This window comes from Methylocaldum marinum (assembly GCF_003584645.1).
GTDB classification, from domain to species: domain Bacteria; phylum Pseudomonadota; class Gammaproteobacteria; order Methylococcales; family Methylococcaceae; genus Methylocaldum; species Methylocaldum marinum.
Window position 1 is genome coordinate 4,544,924 of the sequence record NZ_AP017928.1, and the last position, 21,201, is coordinate 4,566,124.

Here is a 21,201-nt window from a genome sequence, read left to right on the forward strand (position 1 = left end):
CGCGGCAGGATCACTTCAATTATAATGCATCGTTTTGAAGCGCCCACGAATCGACCTACTCAAGAGGGATAGACGTTGCTCATGTATCAAGAGAACGAAATGTCCGAAAGGACTTTAACGCCGGCTCAGCAGGACGTACAACGGCTCTTCCAGTTTGCGGCGGCCCAGGTGATCGGCCAGGATACCCTGATCGAACGGATGTTGATTGCTTTGCTCGCGGATGGGCACATTCTCGTGGAAGGCGCGCCCGGCCTCGCCAAAACCCGCGCGATCAATGTTCTGAGCCGGGCCGTCGAGGGCGATTTTCACCGTATTCAATTCACCCCGGACCTGCTTCCCGCCGACCTCACCGGCACCGAAATCTACCGTCCCCAGGACGGTACCTTCCATTTTCAACCGGGACCCTTGTTCCATAATCTGGTACTCGCGGACGAGATCAACCGGTCTCCGGCCAAGGTGCAGTCCTCTCTACTCGAAGCGATGGCGGAACGCCAGATTACGGTAGGCCGCGTCACCTACAAGCTGCCTGATCTGTTCATGGTGATGGCGACGCAGAATCCGATCGAACAGGAAGGCACCTATCCGCTGCCGGAAGCGCAACTGGACCGCTTCATGCTGTATATCCGGATCGGCTATCCCGAAGCTCAGTACGAGCGCGCGATTTTACGCCTGGTGCGGGAAGAGGCCCGGCGGGGGAGCGTCGGGGTGGAGACGGCGTTCAAGTCGGTCAGCCAGCAAACCTTGTTTACGGCGCGGCAAGAGGTGCTCGACCTTTATATGGCGGATACCCTCGAAGAGTACCTGCTGCAACTGGTGTTGAGTACCCGCAATCCCGGCGCTTACGGTCAGGAACTCGAACGCTGGCTGCAATACGGCGCGAGTCCCCGCGCCAGCATCGCCCTGGATCGGTGTGCCCGTGCCCGGGCATGGCTGGCGGGACGCGATTACGTGATTCCCGAGGATATCCAGTCCGTCGCGCCCGACGTACTCCGCCACCGCTTGATCTTGAGCTATGAGGCCGAAGCGGAAGGCGTGTCGACGGACCGCATCATCCGGGAGCTGCTTCGCCGGGTTGCCGTGCCTTAGTGCGGAAGTTCCAGCCGTTCTGCGTCGATGTGCTAAATTTGAATTAGAAGAACTACGGCGCTTTCGAGCCGATATCGGCGAAACGGTGCGGAATCGCCATCGTTGCTTGCCGCCGGCTTTCCTTTCCGAGACGAAATGACAGAGACCCAGGCCGACATGCAGCCCTTTCAAGCGGAATTTATCGAATACACACTTCAGTGCGGCGTCCTGCGCTTCGGCGACTTTATCCTGAAATCCGGCCGGCGCAGTCCGTATTTTTTCAATACCGGCCTTTTCGATAGCGGTGCGCGCCTGGCCAAGCTCGGCGGATTTTATGCCCGGACGATGTTGTACCGGGGCATCAAGGCCGACGTGCTGTATGGCCCCGCCTACAAAGGCATTCCCTTGGTCTGTGCCGCCGCAATGGCTCTGGCCCGGGAAACGGGGGAAGAAGTCCCGTTCGCCTTCAACCGCAAGGAGGCCAAGGATCACGGCGAGGGAGGGCTGCTCGTGGGTGCGCCGCTGACCGGTTCGGTGCTGGTGGTCGACGATGTCATCACGGCGGGCACCTCGGTGAGGGAGTCGGTCGAAATCATTCGGGCCGCCGGTGCCGTTCCCGGCGGGGTGCTGATCACCTTGGACCGGCAGGAAAAGGGACAGGGCGAGCTTTCCGCGGTGCAGGAAGTGGCCAATCAATTCCAACTGCCGGTTTATTCCATCATCACTCTGCACGATATCCTCCGGTATCTGGAAACCATGAATCGGCGCGCGGAGGTCGAAGCCATTCGTGAATACCAATCCCGGTTCGGCGTGTCATGACGTACTTCAATGCTTTCCGTCTTGCCTGGATTGCTTTTGCCGTCGCCGTTTACGGAACGGACGGCCAAGCCGCGACTTACCGCTGGGTCGACGAAAAAGGCGCGGTGCACTACTCCGATCGGGTTCCGCCGGACCAGGTCAAGCACCGCCGCTCGAAGCTCGATTCCGAGGCGCGTGAAGTGGCGGTGCTCGACGGAGCCAAGTCGACCGAGATGATCGAAAGAGAAGACCGGCTCAAACAGCTTCGTCTCGAACAGGAGCGAATTTTGGTCGAGCAAAAGGATCGGGACCTGGCCTTGCTCAAGACCTACCATAGTGAAGAGGAGCTGAATCTGGCTTTACAAGGAAAATTGAACATGCTGGATTCCATGATCAAGGTCACCCGGGCCAATCAGCAGCGTCAGCTGGAATTGTTGAGCGTGCAGGAAAAGCGCGCGGCCGATCTGGAAAAAAAAGGACGGGCGGTTTCGAAGAAACTGAGCGATACGATCGAGACGATGCGGCGGCAGGTTGCCCAGTATGAAGACAAAATAAAGCGCATCGAGGCTGAAAAAACCGCAATTTCCGAGAGTTTTGCCAAGGATATCGCCCGCTTCAAGGTCATGAACGAACCACACGGGGGAGCGGCATTGCACCAGACCTGGCTGGAATCGCAGAATGTCGTGGACAAGTCCGATACCGGCGACATCATTGTCAGCGCCGTTGCCTGTTCAGACAAGGACATGTGCGACAAGGCCTGGAATCAGGCACGAGCCTATCTTCTCGAGCAGACCCATGCGCCGCTTTCCATCGATAACGACAAGATTCTGCAAACCGCGACTCCCCGGAACGAGCGGGAGTTCATGATAATCGTTACCCGCATCGCCCGCAAAACAGGGAACATCCTTTTTCTCGATATGAAATGCCGGCCGTCGTCGGTCGGCGAAGCGTTGTGTGGGAGCCCGGGGGTTCGCCGGGTTCGCGCGGGGTTCAAGCCCTACGTCGAGGCTGGCTTGGATAGCCCCGGCTAGCGCATTTTTATATCTACCCTGCGGACGCTCGCGAGTAGGTCGGCAATCCTTTGCCGACGTCACGGTCCGGCCGAGCGTCTTCGTCGGCAAAGGATTGCCGACCTACGAAGGCTGTAGGCGGGTTGGCCGCAAGACCGTAACCCGCCCCGCGACCTATCCATTATCGATGGGTTTCGCTTCGCTCTATCCATCCTACGATGAATGTTCACTCGAATGCCGAATGGAATAATGCCGTGTGAGCGGGATGAAAACGCTCCAAGGTTTGAAAAGGTCGTTCCTTCAGCGCCGCATCAGGAGCGTGCCGATGCCCTGGTCGGTGAAAAGCTCCAGCAGCACGGCATGCTCGATTCGCCCGTCGATGATGTGAATGCTGGAAACGCCGCCTTTGAGGGCATCCATGGCGCAGCGCACCTTGGGGATCATGCCTTCGGTAATGGTGCCGTCGGCGATCAAGTCTTCCACTTCGGATAAGGAAAGTCCGGTCAATAAATTTCCCTCCTTATCCAGAATGCCCTTGGTGTTGGTCAGAAGTATCAGCTTTTCCGCTTTCAAGACTTCCGCCATCTTGCCCGCCACCAAATCCGCATTGATGTTGTAGGAAAAACCGTCGGCCCCGACGCCGATCGGCGCGATGATCGGGATGAAATCCCCCTGTACCAGCATGTCCACCACGGAAGGGTCGATGCTCTCGACCTCGCCGACATGGCCCAGGTCGATGATTTCGGGCTCATCGGTTTCGGGTGAGCGTTGCTTGACCACGATCTTGCGGGCTCGTACCAGGTCGCCGTCCTTCCCGCTCAAGCCGACCGCCGAGCCGCCATGGCGGTTGATCAGGTTGACGATCTCCTTGTTGACCAGGCCACCGAGCACCATCTCGACCACGTCCATGGTTTCGGCATCGGTCACCCGCATGCCCTGCACGAATTCGCTGGTCTTGCCCAGGCGCTGCAAGAGATTGCCGATCTGGGGCCCGCCGCCGTGAACGATGACCGGATTGAAGCCGACCAGCTTCAGCAGCACGATATCGCGCGCGAAACTGTTCTTGAGCCGTTCCTCGGTCATGGCGTTGCCGCCGTACTTGACGACTACCGTCTTGCCTTTGAAGCGCCGGATATAGGGCAGCGCTTCGATGAGGACGTGGGCGATATGGGTTGCGGAGTTGTTTTCGATCGACTCTTGTTTTTTCACGGATGACTCCAGAAGAGTAGGGCAAAGCCGTCCTGGCGTAGTCCCGCCGATGTTTGATTCTATTGATGCCCCGTATGTCCGAAGCCTCCCGAGCCTCTCCGGCTGGCTTCGAAGTCTTCGACCTGCTCGAATTCCACTTGCACGACCGGCACGAACACCATCTGGGCAATGCGGTCGCCGACCCGGATTTCGAAAGCTTCGGTTCCACGGTTCCAACAGGAGACGAAAACCTGGCCCTGATAGTCGGAATCGATCAGACCGACCAGATTGCCGAGCACGATGCCGTGCTTGTGGCCCAGCCCCGAGCGCGGCAACAGGATGGCGGCAAGGTCCGGATCTCCGATGTGGATGGCGAGACCGGTCGGAATCAGCCTGGATTCCCCCGGTTCGATCCGAACCGGCTGGTCGAGACAGGCCCTGAGATCCAGCCCGGCTGCGCCGGAGGTGGCGTAATCGGGCAGCGGAAATTCGGTTCCGAGGCGTTTATCGAGAATTTTGAGCTGAATTTTGCGCATGATAGCGTTCGGCAATGAGGCGTATGAGTTGTTCGGCAAGGGCTGTTTTCGACGCCAACGGCAAATAGGTATGGCCGCCGTTCCAGCAGACGAAGAGTGCGTTGTCGTCGTTTTCGAAGCCGCCTTGGCCGCGGCCGACCCAGTTGGCCGCCACCAGGTCCAGCGATTTGGCGGCCAGCTTTTGCCGGGCATAGTCTTCGAGCTGATCGGTTTCGGCGGCGAAGCCCACGGTGAACGGGCGTTCCGCCGAGCCGCTGACGGCGCTGAGTATGTCCCGGGTCTTGCGCAGCGTCAGAACCATTTCCGGCCGGTTTTTCTTGATTTTCCGGTTGGCGGCGGTCTCCGGGCAATAGTCGGCCACCGCGGCGGCTCCGATATAGATGTTGGCTGAAGAAACCTTGCTCATGACACAGTGGTACATGTCCTCGGCGGTTTCGACCCGGGAAAGCTCCTGAACGTTCGGGACCTTCAGTGCCGTCGGTCCGGTAACCAGGCTGACCTTCGCGCCCGCCCGGGCGGCGGCCTCGGCCAGTGCATAGCCCATCTTTCCGGAGCTCCGGTTGCTGATGTAGCGCACCGGATCTATGGGTTCGCGGGTGGGGCCCGCGCTGATCAGCACGGACAACCCGGCCAGAACGCCAGTGCCGAACAGGCTGTCGAGTTCGGCGCAGATCCGTTGCGGCTCCAGCAGCCGGCCCATGCCGACTTCGCCGCAGGCCTGGTCCCCTTCCGCCGGCCCGATTATTCGAACGCCACGGTCGGACAGGCAGCGGATGTTGTCCCGGGTCGCCGGGTTGTCCCACATGGCCTGGTTCATGGCGGGCGCGACGGCGAGGGGAGCGCGGGTCGCGAGGCATACGGTCGACAGGAGATCGTCCCCCAGCCCTATCCGGAGCCTCGCGATGAAATCGGCCGTGGCCGGAGCGATCAGCACCAGATCCGCCCAGCGGGCCAGGCTGATATGGCCCATGGCCGACTCTTCGCCGGTATCGAGCAGCTCGGTATGCACCGGATTGGCCGAAAGCGCCTGAAACGTCAGCGGGGAGACGAAAGCCGTTGCCGCCCGGGTCATCGCGACCCGTACCGAGGCGCCGGCGTTGCGCAGAAGTCTGGTCAATTCGGCGGCTTTATAAGCGGCGATACCGCCGGTAACGCCCAAAACGATGTGTTTGCCGGTGAGATTGGTCAATGCTGGCTGGTTTCGATAAAGGTTGAGGCGGCGCATTATGGCAAGTTTGCGTTGCGCCTTCTATGCTTTGCTGCAAGTCGGTTTGAAACATTCTACTGGGACGGGGGAGTCATGCCCATCACGGATTGGCCCGATGACGAAAGACCGCGGGAAAAGCTGCTTCGGAAAGGACCTTTGGCGTTGTCGGACGCGGAGCTGCTGGCGATTTTTCTGCGCACGGGCGTCAAAGGAAAAACTGCAGTCGACCTAGCGCGCGAACTGCTGAGCGAATTCGGCTCGCTGAGGGCCTTGCTGGAAAGCGACTTCGAACGCTTCAGCCGCAGCCGCGGACTCGGCACCGCCAAATATGCGCTGCTCCAGGCCGTGCTGGAAATGGCCCGACGACATCTCAAGGAGACCCTCAGACGGGGAAGCGCGCTGACCAGTCCCGATCTGACCCGACGCTATCTCTCTGCTCGCTTGCGGGGCTATCCTCACGAGGTGTTCGCGGCTCTTTTTCTCGACAATCAGCATCGGATCATAGAATTCGAAGAATTGTTCCGCGGGACTATCGACGGAGCCAGCGTCTATCCCCGGGAAGTGGTGAAAAAGGCTTTGTCCTTCAATGCCGCGGCCGTGATATTCGCCCACAACCATCCATCGGGCATCGCCGAACCCAGCGAGGCGGACAGACATATTACCCAAAGGCTGAAGCAAGCCTTGTCGCTCATCGACATTCGCGTGCTCGATCATTTCATCGTCGGTGACGGCGAGGCGTATTCTTTCGCCGAGCACGGGTTGATATAGTGGCCGGCCAATCGAACCATTCAACGGAGCCAAACATGCAGCGTATGCCCGAACCGGAATTGATGGATGAGGAGGACCAGGCACGCGCCTATGCCGAGGCCGATTTTTCCGAACCGCATGATCATTTCGTCTCCCTGGTTCACACTGCATTTCCGGACGGGGCGCTAACCGGAGCGGTACTGGATCTGGGCTGCGGTTCGGCCGACGTGACCGTGCGCTTCGCCCGAGCCTTTCCCAATTGCCGGATCGACGGCGTGGACGGCGCCGAGGCCATGCTCGAGTTCGGCCGCAAAGCCGTTCGCTCGGCCGGATTGGAGGAGCGTGTCCGTCTGATCAAGGGCTATCTCCCGGACGCAAGCTTGCCGCTGACGTCTTACGATGCGGTGATCTCGAATTCGCTGCTCCATCACCTGGCCGATCCCATGGTGTTATGGACGTCCGTAAAGCGTTGGGGAAAATCCGGTGCACCGGTTTTCGTCATGGATTTGTTGCGTCCCGAAAGCGAACTGCGGTTGGCGGAGCTGGTCCGGCAATACGCGGCAGATGCGCCGGAAGTCCTGCGACGGGATTTCTCCAACTCCCTGCGTGCGGCCTACCGGGCGGATGAAATCCGCGCGCAGCTGGCAGCTGCCGGACTCGAGAGCTTTATTTGCGATGTCGTCAGCGACCGCCATCTCGTCGTGAGGGGCCGGCTGTCTTCCGGGCATACCTGAGGGACGTTTCGATCGAATCCCTCGATCGGCTCGGGATGAACGGAAGCAGATAGATCGGGCGAGCGGGTTGAACGCTTTTCTGATCTAGCCGGAGGGCATGACTGAAATCCGCTTGCTTCGCGTTTCCTAAACGGCAGGCGGGTACCGATAACATTGTGAACCGTTCCGAACCGGATCCCTGTCTCCTCTTTAAAGGCGCCGCGAGCGGCTTTACCCCTCCTTCTCGAACAGCCCATCCCCCATTTGGCACCTGCCTGCCGCCTGAAGCTCCGGCAGCGTGCGGAACGAGCCTTCGACCTTGGTCTCGCCCGGACCCGACCCATCCACCGAAAAACAGAGGCTTCCAAGAAAAGTGAGGGCTTGGCAAGCAACTGCTGCACAAACGAGGACGAAAGATTAAGAATTACTAGGCAATGATCAAAATTTTGTTCTCGAGATTTGTGTAATCTTAAGCCTACAAACATTTCAGCCTGGACTGACATAAATGCGATCTGCGTCACATTCTAATAGCTCGCATTACTTACTAAACTTTCACCTTTTGTTGGACTGGATTTGAAAATCACGCCTCATCTAGGAAACCAAAAGAAAGTTGCGTCTTCTACGCATGCCGTTTTTCCGAGTTGCGGATGAGTGCGAATTGACGCCGGGCGTTCAACTCAACGGATCAAGGCTATGCTTTAGTTGATTGGAAAAGAAGCGCGAGCCCGTTCAATTTGCGGGAAATCTTCCTGCGGGCGAATTTTTGTGCGCAATGAATGGCAAGGAAAGCCCCGTTCGCCGGTGGCGGCTCCGACTGCGGGCGCTTTGAACGAGATGGCCGAGGCTACGGGCGTGGAGAACACTGAAGAGATCGAAGGCGGGAGATGGGCTCGGTTCTTCGTAGAGTTTGGCGGACGAAGCATACAGAGCGACCAAACCGGAAAAGAGGGCGCTGCCTTTTTCTGGCGTCCATTTATCACCTTTAGTTAAGAGATTGTTGAGTGGCGAAAACACTATGGAAATAAATTCTGTGATCGGCGGCTACAAAATCCTCGAAAAGGTCGGCGAGGGCGGCATGGGTACCGTCTTCCGCGGCATAGATGTCATGCTGGAGAGGCAGGTGGCCCTGAAATTGCTGCGACCTGAGCTGACGCACATGCCGGACCTGGTCAAGCGTTTCCACACCGAAGCCGTTGCCTTGGCCCGCCTGAACCATCCCCACATTGTCACGCTTCACCAATTGTTTCGAGATGGCGACCAGTACTTTATGGTGCTGGAATTCGTGCGCGGCGAGACACTCGATCGCCTCATCAAGCGGTGCAGCCCGATTCCGTGGCAAACCGCCTGCCCTCTGATCTGTCAAGCACTGGCAGGGCTCGAGCACGCCCACATTCTGAAGGTCGTCCACCGTGACATCAAACCGGCGAACCTGATTCTGACCCAAACCGGTATCGTCAAGCTCATGGACTTCGGCATCGCCCGCATGCGCGAATCGGGCGACCTGACCCAGGTCGGGAACATGATCGGCACGCTGAAATACATGTCCCCGGAACAGATTCAGGGCGAAGACATCGATCATCTCGCCGATATCTATGCGGTCGGCGCCGTGCTTTACGAGATGCTGACCGGACATCCACCTTTCGATGGCAAGACCGATTACGAGTTGATTCGTGCGAAGGTGGAGGCAGATCCGAAACCGCTCCGGGCATTCGTGCCGGATATCCCGTCGCGCCTGGAGGCCGCCGTTTTACGTGCGCTCGCGAGATCTGCCCAGGAGCGGTTTGAAAGCGCAGGGAAATTTCGGTCGGAATTGGAGGCCATTCTGAAGGAAGCCACCTCGGGCAGCGTCCATAGTATGACGTTTGACACATTGCCGCCCGTTCTGGATTTGATGAAGGCCATAAAAGCAGCAGCGCGCGATGATGACGCTGCCAAAGCGGAAGTGGATGCTGGCGGGGGCAGTGATGTGCAGACAGGAGCCGATGCAGCACGCGATGAAAAGGCTCTAATGGACGACGACAAAACCGTAATCATGGAAAGCCGCTATCCGAAGGTCATTATTCCCAGGCCCGGCCACAACAAGACCGTCGTCAATGAAGCCAGCGTCAAGGGCTTTTCTGCGCCGTCGGAAGACGTGGCGGAGCCGCAAAGCGAACCGAGTCCGGATATCACCGCGCCGATCGAGCCTTATGCTCCAAAATCATTTGAGCAAGCTCTGAATAAGCCCGCTCCTTCTGGGAGGGAGTTGAGTGAGGGGCCGTTAGATCAATCGGTTGCGCCGGCCGCTTCTCAGAATTGGAGACTTAATCAGAGATTCCTTAATTTTGAACCTCGCGTAGGCCTCGTGCTGCTCTTGGTTCTACCGGTTGCCGCGATAGTCTTTTGGGCAAACAGTATATTCTGGGCAACGCCGGATCCAGTACCGAGCGCATCCGCGGACTCGTTTCCCCCTATTGAAACAACTTCCTTGATGTCGTTGCCGGAGATACCGAACCGGGAACCCGCACTGCCGGACAAACCGCTCGTATTTCCGCCCGTGGAGGCTACGAACGACACTGATACGGTCATTCCACCGGCTGCCGATGGGGGTGAACAAAAGCCCCTTGAACCGACTGTCCCGATCGCCCGTCCCGAGGAAGAAACTCCGCCAACCAAGCCGATTGCGGTTGCCAGCGAGACCAAGCCCACCGATCCCGTACGCGTATCCAAGCCCGTCGCGAAAAAAGAGCGAAAGAAAGTCAAGCCTCGACCACGCTCCAAGCCGTCGCGTTCAAACAATGTAAATGGCGGTTGGGCGATCGTCACCGAGTGATAATCGGGTCGCTAAGGATTAATAACGGAGATTGCCATAGAAATTTTGGATCTATCCAAGGAAGATCTGAATAAGCCCTCTCCCTCTGGGACAAATCGGCAGAACTGCCGATTTGCACGCGCGAGCGCCGCTTGCGGCTCCGCACAGGGAATGTGCGGAGTGATTAGGTTGGGTGAGGGCATGTTGGATCAATCAGCGGCTCAGTTCGCTTCTCGGAATTGGAGACTTAATCAGAGCTTCCCTAACCTCATTCTGAAGTCCGAACCATAAAGATGAAGATGAAAAAGATAAAGCGCTTCCCTGCCATACTTTGGATGTTATCCAGTCTTCTGCTTGCGGCATGTTATACGGACCCGCCGAAGGAGCCGGTGGCCGAACCGGTGGTCGAGCAGGAACCGGCAAAAGATGTCGTCGGAGAGAGCCTGATCGATTCATCTGACGCCGTGTTGACCGAAAAACAATGCGCCAAGACCAAACGACGTCCGCTCGCATTTATCGAGGACCAGCAGATTGATCCGCCGGCCGTGGTGCTGGGACAGAGTTTTATCCACGACTTCGTTTACACGGTCTGTGCCCAGAGTCCATCCCAATGGGTGTCAGGCAAGCTCTACCGGAAGATATTTTTCAAGGGCAAACTGATTCACAGCGAGCCCCAGCCATTCGATCTCAAACCCGGACGATGGAGCGTCAAGGCACGGATAGAAGTGCCGCCGAGTGCCAAACCGGGGAATTATTCGTTGAAGACGGAGTTTGTTGGTCGTGCGAAGAACAAGCGTAAGATTAGGTTTATGAAGGCAACCGAATTTGAAATCGTCCAGTGACGATTTCCATTGCGAATCGCCCGCCGTTTTTGGGCCGAGTCACCTTGATCCACGACTCTGACCGCATGCTTAGGCATACGGCGCGGCAAGGCCGGTTCTACTTGAATCGCTACGGCAAAACCATCGCCGTTGATTGCCAATAGCAAGAAAGTAGAGCGGCAACGGCTTTCTCTCCCTCTCCCTTTGGAGAGGGTTGGGGTGAGGGCGATTCGAATGGGCCTTTACGCACAGTATGTATGTGCAACGCTGAAGCAATTGCGCCGATATCCCCTCGAACTGCGTCTTGGCACCGGCTTCGCCGATCCGGTTCTCGAATTCCGGTCGCAATTGTCTGGCGATGATGGGAAGTGGGAGGTGCAGGATCGAGCAATGACACGGTTTCCCGGACGATTTCCCCGCTAACCAGCGGGGAAATCGAAACCTGTCCTGATCGATGGCAGGAGGCTTGCCAAACCGCGGGATCAACCGATCCCCGCCGACTTCCCCGATTCCGGTGTCATTCGGTGCAATAGCCGAGTGCGCTAGTGCGCGAGATATCGATTCCGTCCGGCAGCCTTCTTTGCCATCAACCGCCGGAATAGTGTTCGACGATCTCGACGCGCCGGTTTTTCGCGCGTCCTTCTTCCGTTTTGTTCGACGCGACCGGTGCGATCATGCCGGCGCCCGCGGGCGTCAGGCGGTTGCGAGCGATGCCATGGGCCGACACCAGCGTGTCCGCCACGGCCTGGGCTCGTCGTTGAGAAAGCGACAGGTTGTAGTCGAACGCGCCCTTGCCGTCCGTGTGCCCGACAATGAGGACTTTTAACTTGGGGTTTTCCTTGAGAAGTGCCGCCAATTGCGCGATCTGCGGCTCCGATTCCGGTTTGATCGCCGCCTTGTCGAAATCGAAGTAGATGCCGTAGATCGCGATCCGCCCGTCGCGCTCCAGCGCCTGCTGCATTTCGCTGGCCTTGACCACGGTGATCTTGTCGGTCTCCATCGGTTTTGATTCGACGACCGTCACGGCGACATGTGGTGTCAAAGGCCGGGATTTGGTCGCCTTGGTCTCGACCCCGAGCATCCCGACCGTCACCCGGCCTTCCGGCGCATCCCGCTCCGCCAGCAGATAGACGGTGGTGTTCCAGGTTGTCGGCATGCCGATCTGCCCGTTCCCGGCCTCCCAGAAAGTGGCGGTAGAACCGGCGGGCGCGCACTCTTTCGCGCCTTTGCAGAAGAAACGAATCGTGAATCCTTTCGCGTTCAAAGCCGCCTCGTAGTTGCGCATGACTTCGAGGATCGACCGATCCGCGGGGCCTTCATACCGGATCGAGGTGAGCTTTCCGGACACGTCGATCTGCCAGGCCTCGGGCTTGTCCTTTTGGCCGCGCTCCAGTGCTTTGAACGGCAGCTTCAATTCTTCATAGGCTTTCGTTTCGTAGGAGGTAATGACCGAACCCTCGTAACGCCCGATCAGGGCATGGTCGGCAGAACCGGACGGGTCGGCTTTCCCCGCTTGCACGGTTCCGGAAAAAAAGGCCGCCGATGCCAAAAACAAAAACGAAATCCCCAATGGCACTCTCATAAGTTCACCTCATGTTTTTTTAGTTATTCAGGTATCTCGAACTCGGGAATCCGGCGACAACCTGGCTGGCACCGTACCGCGTCCGGTCGAAAGCATTATTCATTCGGATAGTGATCGTTCGGCCAAGTACCTATCGCCGCAAGCCGTTCGCCCTGAGCCGAACGGAAGGATTTGGAATCTTCGGGGATAGGCTCATCGCGGACGCATTATCTCAAGGGCAGTGGCTCGGCGTGCCCTGCCAGCAAGCGCAGTGAATAAATAACCAGCCACGCTCCGCCGATACCATACAAGGCAAACATCACCCAATACCCCAACGGCTGTCCGGCTCTCGTAAACTCCAGGCGGCCTTTCAAACCGTTGGAGCCGCATGGCAGCCAACCGGTCTTGAGAGAACGCCAATCCATGACGATTAAGCCCACACCAAAAAACAGAAATAATACGCCCTGAAACACTACCATGTTTGCCCCCCGGCGGAATGACGGGTGGGCTGCGCACGTGTTGTGAACTCTTGGACCATCACTTCAATGGTAGATAGACATCCGTAATCATCTCCGCTTCTCGTACGTTCGGTCCCACGTTAACGTAGTGAAAAATCATGGGAAAATCCCCATGCGTTTCGCCGCTTCGAGGCAGCCAGGTTTTGTAGAGGTAAGCGGCAGCCTGATTATTGGAGCGGGACCCGACGTCACGCGCGCGAGCGCATCGCAAGCTTGGAATCATCCTTGTCGTGATGCCGTAAGGATTTGGCGCGACGTCTTCTTCGACGGACAGGCAGAAGTCGACATGATGTTCAGCAGGCGGTGTGCTGAATGGATCAGTATAGTGAAGTCCGTAGCTACGGTATTTCATCTGGTCCAGCAATTGGTTATCGAGCTTCCAAGCGATCAACTTTCGCACTGTCTCATATTCGAGCGCCGGTAACCCGTGATGCTCGATCACGGCGACCTTGGTTTCCGGAAATGTGACGATCCGGACATCCATACTGTATTAGCCCCCCTTGTTTGACCCATAAACTCGAGATGCTCCCGGGTTTTTTCTCATGGCGCCGGACGATTGCGTTGGATGGGTTGCCGTGCAGATCTGCAACGCGGGGCCAAAGAGCACATTGCTGCCGATGGTCACCGGCGCGACGTCGAGCACCACGCAATTGAAGTTGAAGAAAATATTAGCACCCAGGACTATATTCGTGCCGTAGTCGCAGAAAAAGGGCGGCTGAATCCAGGCATCCGTCTCCTTTTCAAACAGCTCGGCAAGCAGACGCCGCCTCTCCTGCTTCTGGTCCTCGCGGGTAGCATTGAGGGACAGGCAAAGGTCGCGGCACCGGTCACGCTCCCGGCACAGTTGCGGGTCGCGCGGAGAAGGGAAGTACGCCATCACCCGCGGGTCGGCATTCAGTTGTGCAAACGGCTCCCGGTCGGCGGCACGCCATTGGCGAAGCCGGAGATGTTCTGTGTCGAATTCGATCGGTTCATTCATCGAACGAGAACACACGCGCAAATAGATCATCTTTCAAATCGGGGACTTCCCGTCCCGAGTCGATGGCGATGTCGCGCAGCAGCCACTCGAGACGGTCGTTGCCCCAGTAACGGCGCGGACCGTGGACGAAGAAGGGCACTCCGAACAATCCTTCCCGCTGGCCGCGAACGACGCCTTTCAGCACGCGCCGCTGCAGCGCGTGATCGTCGGCGCTTCGGATGACGGCATCCGGTTCCAGCCCGCAGTGTTCCGCTACCCCGGCGAGGGTTTCATCGTCGCCGAGGTTTTCTCCCCGCGAAAAGCGCGCGCTGAATGCCGCGAGCCCGAACTCCACGGCTCGGCCCCGATCGAGGGCATACAAGAAACCGGCGTGGGGCCGCTTCCAGTCGGTGTCGAACGGTTTCGGCCACTGTAATTGCAGCCCGTAAGCCTTGGCAAATCGCGCGACGTCCTCGGCCACGTAAGCCGTTTTTTGCCGGGAGGCGACCGGATCGCCGGGCGACAGCTTGGGCGGGAATAAAGGGATGTATTCGATGGATACCGGGAGCCGATCCGAGATCTTACTCAACCGGTAGAAGGCCAGCCAGGCATAAGGGCTGCGAAAACTGAAGTAGAAACTCAGAGGGTTCATGCACGCACTCGAAACAGCGGATGATGGGTCTTGAACCGCGTCCATCATCCGCGTCCGGGTGGTGCCGATCAAGCGACCTGTCGCACGGACTTTTCCAGCATGGCGACAACCGCTTCCCGCGCCTCGGGTTCGATGCGGTTGAGTATGCGGTTCAGGGCGCCGACGATCGCCAGCACCGAGGCCGTGACGATGTTGGCGTGGATGCCGGCGCCGTACCGGATGCCGGGAATGTCGTCGATCGCGATTTCGACGAAGGCAGCGGCCCTGGCGTCGGAGCCTTGGCCCATGGAGCGCTCTTCATAGGACTGTACCCGCACCATTCCCCCGAGTGCGTGGACCACGGCATCAATGGGGCCGTTGCCTTCGCCCATCAGCGTGATCCGCCGGCCGTTCGTTTCCAGCATCAGACGCATGCCCTGAGCCGCTCCGTGCTCGAACAAATGATGCTCGAGATAGCGGATAGTCGTCGCCGGTTCCAGATACTCCTCCGAGAACATCCGCCAAAGTTCGTCCGGCATGATTTCGGCGCCGGTGGCGTCGGCATGGCGCTGCACCACGCTGCTGAACTCCACCTGGAGCCGGCGCGGCAACGACAGGCCGTAAGCGGATTCCAGAAGATAGGCGATGCCGCCTTTACCGGACTGGCTGTTGACCCGGATGATGGCGTCGTAGGAGCGGCCCAAGTCGGCGGGGTCTATCGGCAGGTAGGGGACTTCCCAGAACGCATCGGGCCGCTGGTGGGCCAGGCCTTTTTTGATCGCGTCCTGGTGCGAGCCGGAAAAGGCTGTGAATACCAGGTCGCCCACGTAAGGATGGCGCGGATGGATCGGCAGGCGGATGCAGTCTTCCACGGTTCGCGCGATGTCGTTGATGTTCGAGAAGTCGAGCCCAGGATCGACGCCCTGGGTGTACAGATTGAGCGCCAAAGTCACCAAATCCACGTTGCCGGTCCGTTCGCCGTTGCCGAACAGACAGCCCTCGACCCGCTCGGCTCCGGCCATGAGCGCGAGTTCCGCGGCGGCGATGGCCGACCCTCGGTCGTTGTGCGGGTGCACGCTTAGAACGATGTCGTCGCGCCGCGACAGGTTCCGGTGCATCCACTCGATCTGATCGGCATAGACATTGGGCGTCGCCATCTCCACCGTGGCCGGCAGATTGAGGATGACCTTGCGCTCCGGCGTGGCGCCCCAGGCTTCCACCACCGCGTCGCAAATATCGCGGGCGAACTCGAGTTCGGTGCCGGTGAAGGCTTCCGGGCTGTATTCGAGCACCCATTCGGTTTTCGGATGCGCTTCCGCCAGTTCCCGCACCAGCTTCACGCTGGAAACCGCCATCGCGATGACCTGGTCGGGGCTCATGCCGAAAACGATTTCCCGGAATGGCCGGGCGGTGGCGTTGTAGACGTGGACGATCGCGCGGCGGGCGCCATAGAGCGATGCCATGGTGCGCCGGATCAGGTGTTCGCGGGCTTGGGTGAGCACCTCGATGGTGACGTCGGCTGGGACGTGTCCGCCGTCGATCAGCGTTCGAACGAAGTCGAATTCGGTTTGCGAGGCCGAAGGGAAGGCGACCTCGATTTCCTTGATGCCGATGTCCACCAGCTTCTTGAACAGCCTCATCTTGCGCTCGGCGGTCATGGGCTCGAACAGCGCCTGATTGCCGTCGCGCAGATCGGTGCTCATCCAGATGGGGGCTTGGGTGATGACCCGGTCGGGCCAGGTACGGTCCGCGAGTTGGACCTTGGGAAAGGAACGGTACTTGGTATTCGGCTGCTTCAACATGATCTTTGACTCCTGGGTTTCCGTCGAATGCGATGGGTGTTCGGGGCGGCGACGAAAAGGCTGCCGAGCTGCCGCGAGCGCAAGGCCAGGCAACCGTGTTGAAGTCGAAGCAGGGACAGGGAAAGCATCAGGTCGTTCATGGTCGTACTCCAGGAAATGGCGTCGGATGGACGCAGTGATCCCCGTAGGGGGGTATTCAGTCGATCGAAAAAGGGGGTGTGAGGTGAGTTATTTGCCCGCGCGGGGCAGCAGCAGACCCAGGCTCAAGGTAAGAGCCGGAAGAGGAAGGATGGCGGGCTGCTGTCGATTCATGGCATCACGCTAACAGGGAGCGAACCGGGGTGTCAATACGAATTCGACGGTACCCAAAGCCTTTGTGTCGAGGGCGGCGAGCCTCTTAGTAACAGTGCTTGTCATTCCATGCGGCATTCAAGTGACCATTCATCGTAGGATGGGTAGAGCGAAGCGAAACCCATCGATGGTGGGTTGGCCCGCGTCTCCGCGCGGGACAAGCCCTTCGAATCGGCTCAGGACAGGTCCGAGGTCGCCCGGTGGGTTACGGCCTTGCGGCCTGACCCACCCTATAAAAATGAATGCCTAATCGAAAGCGATTTGGAATGAGAACGGATGGGGACAAACATCCGGCGCAAATAAACTCCATTCATAAAGACTATGCTTTCGGGGTGTGATATCGCTCTAGCTATCCGCAATTTTCGGCTTAAAAGCCAAGCTTCGATTCTCTCCAATCCGACCCATTGCCCAAGGATGGCACGAATATCGCTCAGTCGTCGAGGTCCGGCAAAAATTCGAAAAAGCCGCGGTCTTTGTTCGGTTATACCAATCAATGAGGGGGATCTTGTATGAAAGACGACCATGCTAAGAAGAATGGTTCGATGGCGGCCTGCGACCCGGCCTTAGGCATCGGAGGCCGGCGAACGGCCTTGAAGTACGGACTTGGCGTCCTCGCCGGCATTTGGTTTGCCCCGGCTAAGGCCGAGGCGCCTTATACGCCGATCATCATCGATCATCCGATACCCCAAGCACAAGCACGCTTTGGTTCCGCCGTCGCTGGGGCCGGCGATGTCAACGGCGATGGCATTCCCGACATCCTGGTAGGGGCGCCCGGGCAGAATCCTGGCGGCAGGCTGGTCTTTGTGTTTAGCGGGGTTGACGGCAGCCTGCTCTTGACCATCGACAATCCCGTGCCCGGGCCATACAACGCTATCGGCGGGGCCGTGGCCGGTGTGGGCGATGTGAACGGCGATGGCAAATCCGACCTTCTGTTGGGAGAGATGGACAATGGCAAGGGCCAAGCCTATGTTTTCAATGGCGCGGATGGGACCCTCCTTTATTCCCTCAGTCCCCCCGTGCCTCAATTCAGCACCGCCTTTGGTGTGACCGTGGCCGGAGTCGGGGATGTGAACGGCGATGGCAAACCCGACCTGTTGGTAGGGTCGTTGGGCTGGTACGACTGGAATGAGTGGACAGGCGGGGCCTATGTGTTCAGCGGGGCCGACGGGAGCCTGCTTTATACGCTCCATTCTCCCACGCCCTTGGACAGCGTGTTTTTTGGCGAGTACGTGGCGGGAGTCGGGGATGTCGACGGCGACGGTGTCCCGGATTTACTGGTGGGGGAGGAGGATACTTATGATGACCGGTGGCGCCCGGTCTCCGTCTTCAGCGGGGTCGACGGCCGCCTGCTGTACACCGTCGCCAATCCTACGCTTCAGAAAGCCGGCAATTTTGGCCAGAGCTTGGCCGCCTTGGGTGACGTGGACGGCGACGGCAGATCCGACTTACTGATAGGTGCCCGAGGGCAATACATAGGCGGCAATCAGGAGCAGGGCCAGGCCTTTGTGTTCAGCGGGGCCGATGGAAGACTGTTGTACTCGCTCGATGCTCCGACGCCAGAGCCGCGGCTCTTCTTTGGCGGTGCGGCAAGTGGCTTGGGCGATGCGAGCGGCGACGGCATCCCCGACCTATTGATCGGGACAGACGGCGGTCCTGGCCAAGTGTTTATGTTCAGCGGGGCCGATGGGACCTTACTGCATACGTTCGATAGTACTGAGCCGGGGGTCGTGGGGGGCTCCCGGGTGGCCGGTATAGGCGATGTGAATGGCGATGGCCAACCCGATTTTGTAGCAGCGTGGCCGCACCAAGATGTTGACGGAAATGAACACCAGGGCCGGGTCGTTCTTTTCGTGAGCGCAACCACGACGCCGCCGACACCCACGTGTTTCGGCGTGCCGGCCACGATCATCGGCACGCCGGGGAACAATACCTTGCGCGGCACGCCGGGCAATGATGTGATCGTCGGCCTGGCCGGCGACGACATCATCGACGGCCGCGGCGGGGACGACCTGATCTGTGGCGGCGAGGGCAACGACCGGCTCCGCGGGAGCGAAGGCAACGACAAGATCAGCGGCGGTCCGGGCAACGATGCGATTTGGGGCGGGGCGGGCAAGGACCTGGTCGAAGGGGATGCCGGTGACGACCGCATCAGCGGAGGCAAGGGCAGCGACATCGTCCGGGGCGGGGAGGGCGACGACGTGCTGCTCGTAGTGGGAGCCGGCATTGACACCGTCGACGGCGGCCCGCATGTCAATGGCGACTTCTGTGACGCCGGTCCGGAAGATACCGTGCAGAACTGTAATCCGTAGGGAGGTGCAGGTCGGCAGACCGTTGCCGGTCGGGGTGTCGGGAAAGGATTCCCGGTTCATTCGGTCCGGATGCCCGTGCCCGGGGGCTATCCTAATTCCAAATCGTTTTCGATAAACCATTATTTTTTCGCGGGGTGGCTCAGGCCGCAAGGCTGTAACCCACCGGGCGACCTCGGACCTGTCCTGAGCCAAGTCGAAGGGCCTGTCCTGAGCGGAGACGAGCGGGCTAACCCACCATCGATGGGTTTCACTTCGCTCTACCCATCCTACGATGGATGGCCACTTGAATGCCGCATGGAATAAGCCGGTGTGCCGAACAATTTCGCGTCCAACAACTTGAACAATGCACGTGCTTCCTCGGCCGTTTCGGCCTTCCCCGTCATTTGCGCCCGTACGATAGCACCGTCGATGACCAGTACGGCGAGATCCGCCGCATCGTCCGCCGGGAATCGCGGCTGCTCCGGAATCAACGTTCGGATGAAATCCCGCAGTTCCCGCTTGTGATCCGCCGCGATCCGGTGTTCTTCCGACGAATCCTCGCTCAGTTCCGCAACCGTATTGATGAATGCGCAGCCGCGGAATTCGGGTTCCGAGAACCACTCTTGCAGCGCGTCCGCGATGATGCCGAGGCCGGGCGAAGCCCGGTTTTCGGCCAACTCCCGAACGCGCCGGGTAAACCAATCCATCCAGAACCGGTGGCGCCGTTCGAGGAATGCGATTACCAGGTCTTTCTTGGACGGAAAGTGACGGTAAAAGGACATCTTCGCGACCCCCGACTCGGCAATGATGCGATCCACGCCGACGGCACGGATACCATGCCGATAGAACAGCCGTTGTGCGGTTTCCAGGATTCGGTCGCGTGCCGACGGCGTAGGAAGTTTAGTGTCTTGAGTCATAAGAGGACTTGAAGGCTTTAAGGAAGCTCTGAAAAAACCTCTCCCACCGGGAGAGCGGTTGGGAGAGCGCATTCTAGATCAATCGGATCCTCAAGCACCTTCTCAGAATTTGAGACGTTGTGCCGTTCGTCCTGAGCCTGTCGAAGGGCTTAATCGGAGCTTCTTTAAGGAAGCTCCGATTAAGCCCTCTCCCTCTCGGACAAATCGGCAGGGCGAGTCGCAACGCGGCGAGGCCGATTTGCACGCGTGAGCGCCGCTTGCGGCTCCGCACAGGGAGTGTGCGGAGTGATTGGGTTGGGTGAGGGCCTGTTAGGTCAATCCGTTGTACAGGTTGCTTCGCCGAATTGGAGACTTAGAGCCTATCCCGGTAGGCTCAAGAAACCCTTCGACAAGCTCAGGGCGAACGGCCTACTGGGATAGACTCTTAATCAGAGCTTCCTTAAAGAGATATTTGACAGAACGATCTGTCTCATCAATGATGTAGACAGGTCTGTCTACATGGCGGATCACCTCTCTATCAACACAAGGAAACGGTCATGACTCACACGTTCAAACCCGGCTTTCGATTAGGCATTTACATCTGCAAGGATCTGGAAATCGTCGACTTCGCGGCGCCCTATGGCGTATTCTCGGTCGCCCGGCGATTCGATCCCGAGCTGGAGGCGTTCTTCATTGCCGAGTCCTTGCGTCCGGTGCAGGCGCAGGCCGGTTTTACGGTGCTGCCCAACTATTCCTTTGCGGACCGGCCCGACATGGATGCCTTTCTGATTCCGGGCGGTTTCGGCACGCGTCAGGAGATCAACAACGGTCATTTGCACGAATTCATCCGCGGCTTGCCCGAGAAAACCCTGCTGGTTTCGGTCTGCACCGGTTCCTGGATTTACGCCAGGATGGGGCTGTTGGACGGAAAAGCGGCGACCAACCGAAAGGAGCCGGATCGCGTGGAACAATCCCCGGCCGGCAAGGTGCCGATCGACCGCCTGGCCGATCTGGCGCCCGCCTGCCGCATCAGCCGGGCGCGCGTGGTGGATGCCGGACGCATCATCACCGGAGGCGGCATCAGCTCGGGCATGGAGGTGGGATTTCACCTGTTGCGCCGGGCCGGGTACGACGAAGCGTTCATCGCCGAGGTCGCTCGGGTCATGGAATACAGCAAGGCGTACCAGATGTATGCAACGGATATCGAGTATGCCGGTTCAGGCGACTCGCCGAGCGAGGCGCCATAGCCCACGAAGGCGATGCCCGGCGGCATCGCACCCCTTCGGCAACCGGTCATGCGGATGGGATGTCGCTGAAGCG

Annotated in this window: 20 protein-coding genes; 9 read left to right on the forward strand and 11 right to left on the reverse strand. The window is 58.9% G+C overall.

The annotated features are described in order from the left end of the window. Positions 1-99 precede the first annotated feature (99 nt). The 3 genes from sS8_RS20290 to sS8_RS20300 all read left to right on the forward strand — a co-directional run bounded on the left by sS8_RS20290 (position 100) and on the right by sS8_RS20300 (position 2,894). Complete coding sequence (locus sS8_RS20290) at positions 100-1,086, forward strand: AAA family ATPase (protein WP_119632913.1); 987 nt, start codon at positions 100-102, stop codon at positions 1,084-1,086. A 156-nt stretch (positions 1,087-1,242) separates the two neighbouring features. After that, on the forward strand, positions 1,243-1,884 hold the full coding sequence (pyrE, locus tag sS8_RS20295) for an orotate phosphoribosyltransferase (RefSeq protein WP_119632914.1): 642 nt from the start codon (positions 1,243-1,245) through the stop codon (positions 1,882-1,884). Next, positions 1,881-2,894 (forward strand): DUF4124 domain-containing protein, encoded by a 1,014-nt coding sequence (locus tag sS8_RS20300; RefSeq protein ID WP_119631355.1) that lies wholly within the window; start codon positions 1,881-1,883, stop codon positions 2,892-2,894. The genes pyrE and sS8_RS20300 overlap by 4 nt, the downstream gene beginning before the upstream one ends. Before the next feature lie 279 nt (positions 2,895-3,173). On the opposite strand, the gene argB is transcribed toward sS8_RS20300, so the two are convergent. The 3 genes from argB to coaBC are packed head-to-tail and all read right to left on the reverse strand — an operon-like array spanning position 3,174 to position 5,822. Beyond that, the gene (gene argB / locus sS8_RS20305) at positions 3,174-4,082 is read right to left on the reverse strand and encodes an acetylglutamate kinase (protein WP_119631356.1); all 909 of its coding nucleotides are present in this window, start codon (positions 4,080-4,082) and stop codon (positions 3,174-3,176) included. Between the two features lie 59 nt (positions 4,083-4,141). Next, entirely contained in the window at positions 4,142-4,597 is a 456-nt protein-coding gene (dut, locus tag sS8_RS20310) for a dUTP diphosphatase (protein WP_119631357.1), read from the reverse strand. After that, positions 4,566-5,822, reverse strand: a complete 1,257-nt coding sequence (coaBC, locus tag sS8_RS20315; RefSeq protein ID WP_119631358.1) for a bifunctional phosphopantothenoylcysteine decarboxylase/phosphopantothenate--cysteine ligase CoaBC — start codon at positions 5,820-5,822, stop codon at positions 4,566-4,568. The genes dut and coaBC overlap by 32 nt, the downstream gene beginning before the upstream one ends. A gap of 75 nt (positions 5,823-5,897) precedes the next feature. On the opposite strand from coaBC, the gene radC reads away from it, so the two are divergent. The 4 genes from radC (at position 5,898) to sS8_RS20335 (ending at position 10,897) form a co-directional block, all read left to right on the forward strand. Then, positions 5,898-6,572: a RadC family protein gene (radC, locus tag sS8_RS20320; RefSeq protein ID WP_119631359.1), complete on the forward strand. Its 675-nt coding sequence runs from the start codon at positions 5,898-5,900 to the stop codon at positions 6,570-6,572. A 35-nt stretch (positions 6,573-6,607) separates the two neighbouring features. Continuing rightward, entirely contained in the window at positions 6,608-7,285 is a 678-nt protein-coding gene (locus sS8_RS20325) for a class I SAM-dependent methyltransferase (RefSeq protein ID WP_119632915.1), read from the forward strand. A gap of 994 nt (positions 7,286-8,279) precedes the next feature. Continuing rightward, positions 8,280-10,076 carry a serine/threonine protein kinase gene (locus sS8_RS20330; protein WP_119631360.1) on the forward strand — a complete coding sequence of 599 codons (1,797 nt, stop codon included), beginning with the start codon at positions 8,280-8,282 and terminating at the stop codon, positions 10,074-10,076. A 272-nt stretch (positions 10,077-10,348) separates the two neighbouring features. Then, a complete protein-coding gene (locus sS8_RS20335; RefSeq protein WP_119631361.1) occupies positions 10,349-10,897 on the forward strand; it encodes a hypothetical protein in 549 nt (182 codons plus the stop codon). Positions 10,898-11,462: 565 nt separating this feature from the next. Here the strand turns inward: sS8_RS20335 and sS8_RS20345 are convergent. From sS8_RS20345 to sS8_RS28295, 7 genes are all read right to left on the reverse strand, one after another. Beyond that, entirely contained in the window at positions 11,463-12,458 is a 996-nt protein-coding gene (locus sS8_RS20345; protein WP_119631363.1) for an OmpA family protein, read from the reverse strand. 206 nt (positions 12,459-12,664) lie between these two features. Further along, positions 12,665-12,862, reverse strand: a complete 198-nt coding sequence (locus sS8_RS20350; protein ID WP_170161189.1) for a hypothetical protein — start codon at positions 12,860-12,862, stop codon at positions 12,665-12,667. Between the two features lie 112 nt (positions 12,863-12,974). Then, positions 12,975-13,439, reverse strand: a complete 465-nt coding sequence (locus sS8_RS20355; protein ID WP_119631365.1) for an AraC family transcriptional regulator — start codon at positions 13,437-13,439, stop codon at positions 12,975-12,977. 6 nt (positions 13,440-13,445) lie between these two features. After that, positions 13,446-13,964 carry a GNAT family N-acetyltransferase gene (locus sS8_RS20360; RefSeq protein ID WP_197716587.1) on the reverse strand — a complete coding sequence of 173 codons (519 nt, stop codon included), beginning with the start codon at positions 13,962-13,964 and terminating at the stop codon, positions 13,446-13,448. Further along, complete coding sequence (locus sS8_RS20365) at positions 13,927-14,565, reverse strand: 2-hydroxychromene-2-carboxylate isomerase (protein ID WP_170161190.1); 639 nt, start codon at positions 14,563-14,565, stop codon at positions 13,927-13,929. The genes sS8_RS20360 and sS8_RS20365 overlap by 38 nt, the downstream gene beginning before the upstream one ends. A 68-nt stretch (positions 14,566-14,633) precedes the next feature. Next, on the reverse strand, positions 14,634-16,346 hold the full coding sequence (gene leuA / locus sS8_RS20370; RefSeq protein WP_119631367.1) for a 2-isopropylmalate synthase: 1,713 nt from the start codon (positions 16,344-16,346) through the stop codon (positions 14,634-14,636). After that, positions 16,340-16,486: a hypothetical protein gene (locus sS8_RS28295; protein ID WP_170161191.1), complete on the reverse strand. Its 147-nt coding sequence runs from the start codon at positions 16,484-16,486 to the stop codon at positions 16,340-16,342. Before sS8_RS28295 ends, leuA begins: the two co-directional genes overlap by 7 nt. Positions 16,487-17,206: 720 nt before the next feature. On the opposite strand from sS8_RS28295, the gene sS8_RS20375 reads away from it, so the two are divergent. Next, positions 17,207-19,006: an FG-GAP-like repeat-containing protein gene (locus tag sS8_RS20375; RefSeq protein WP_119631368.1), complete on the forward strand. Its 1,800-nt coding sequence runs from the start codon at positions 17,207-17,209 to the stop codon at positions 19,004-19,006. Positions 19,007-19,272: 266 nt separating this feature from the next. Here sS8_RS20375 and sS8_RS20380 read toward each other — a convergent pair whose 3' ends face one another. Beyond that, a complete protein-coding gene (locus sS8_RS20380) occupies positions 19,273-19,902 on the reverse strand; it encodes a TetR/AcrR family transcriptional regulator (protein ID WP_119631369.1) in 630 nt (209 codons plus the stop codon). A gap of 536 nt (positions 19,903-20,438) precedes the next feature. Here sS8_RS20380 and sS8_RS20385 point away from each other — a divergent pair. Continuing rightward, entirely contained in the window at positions 20,439-21,128 is a 690-nt protein-coding gene (locus sS8_RS20385; protein ID WP_119631370.1) for a DJ-1/PfpI family protein, read from the forward strand. Positions 21,129-21,201: the final 73 nt, after the last annotated feature.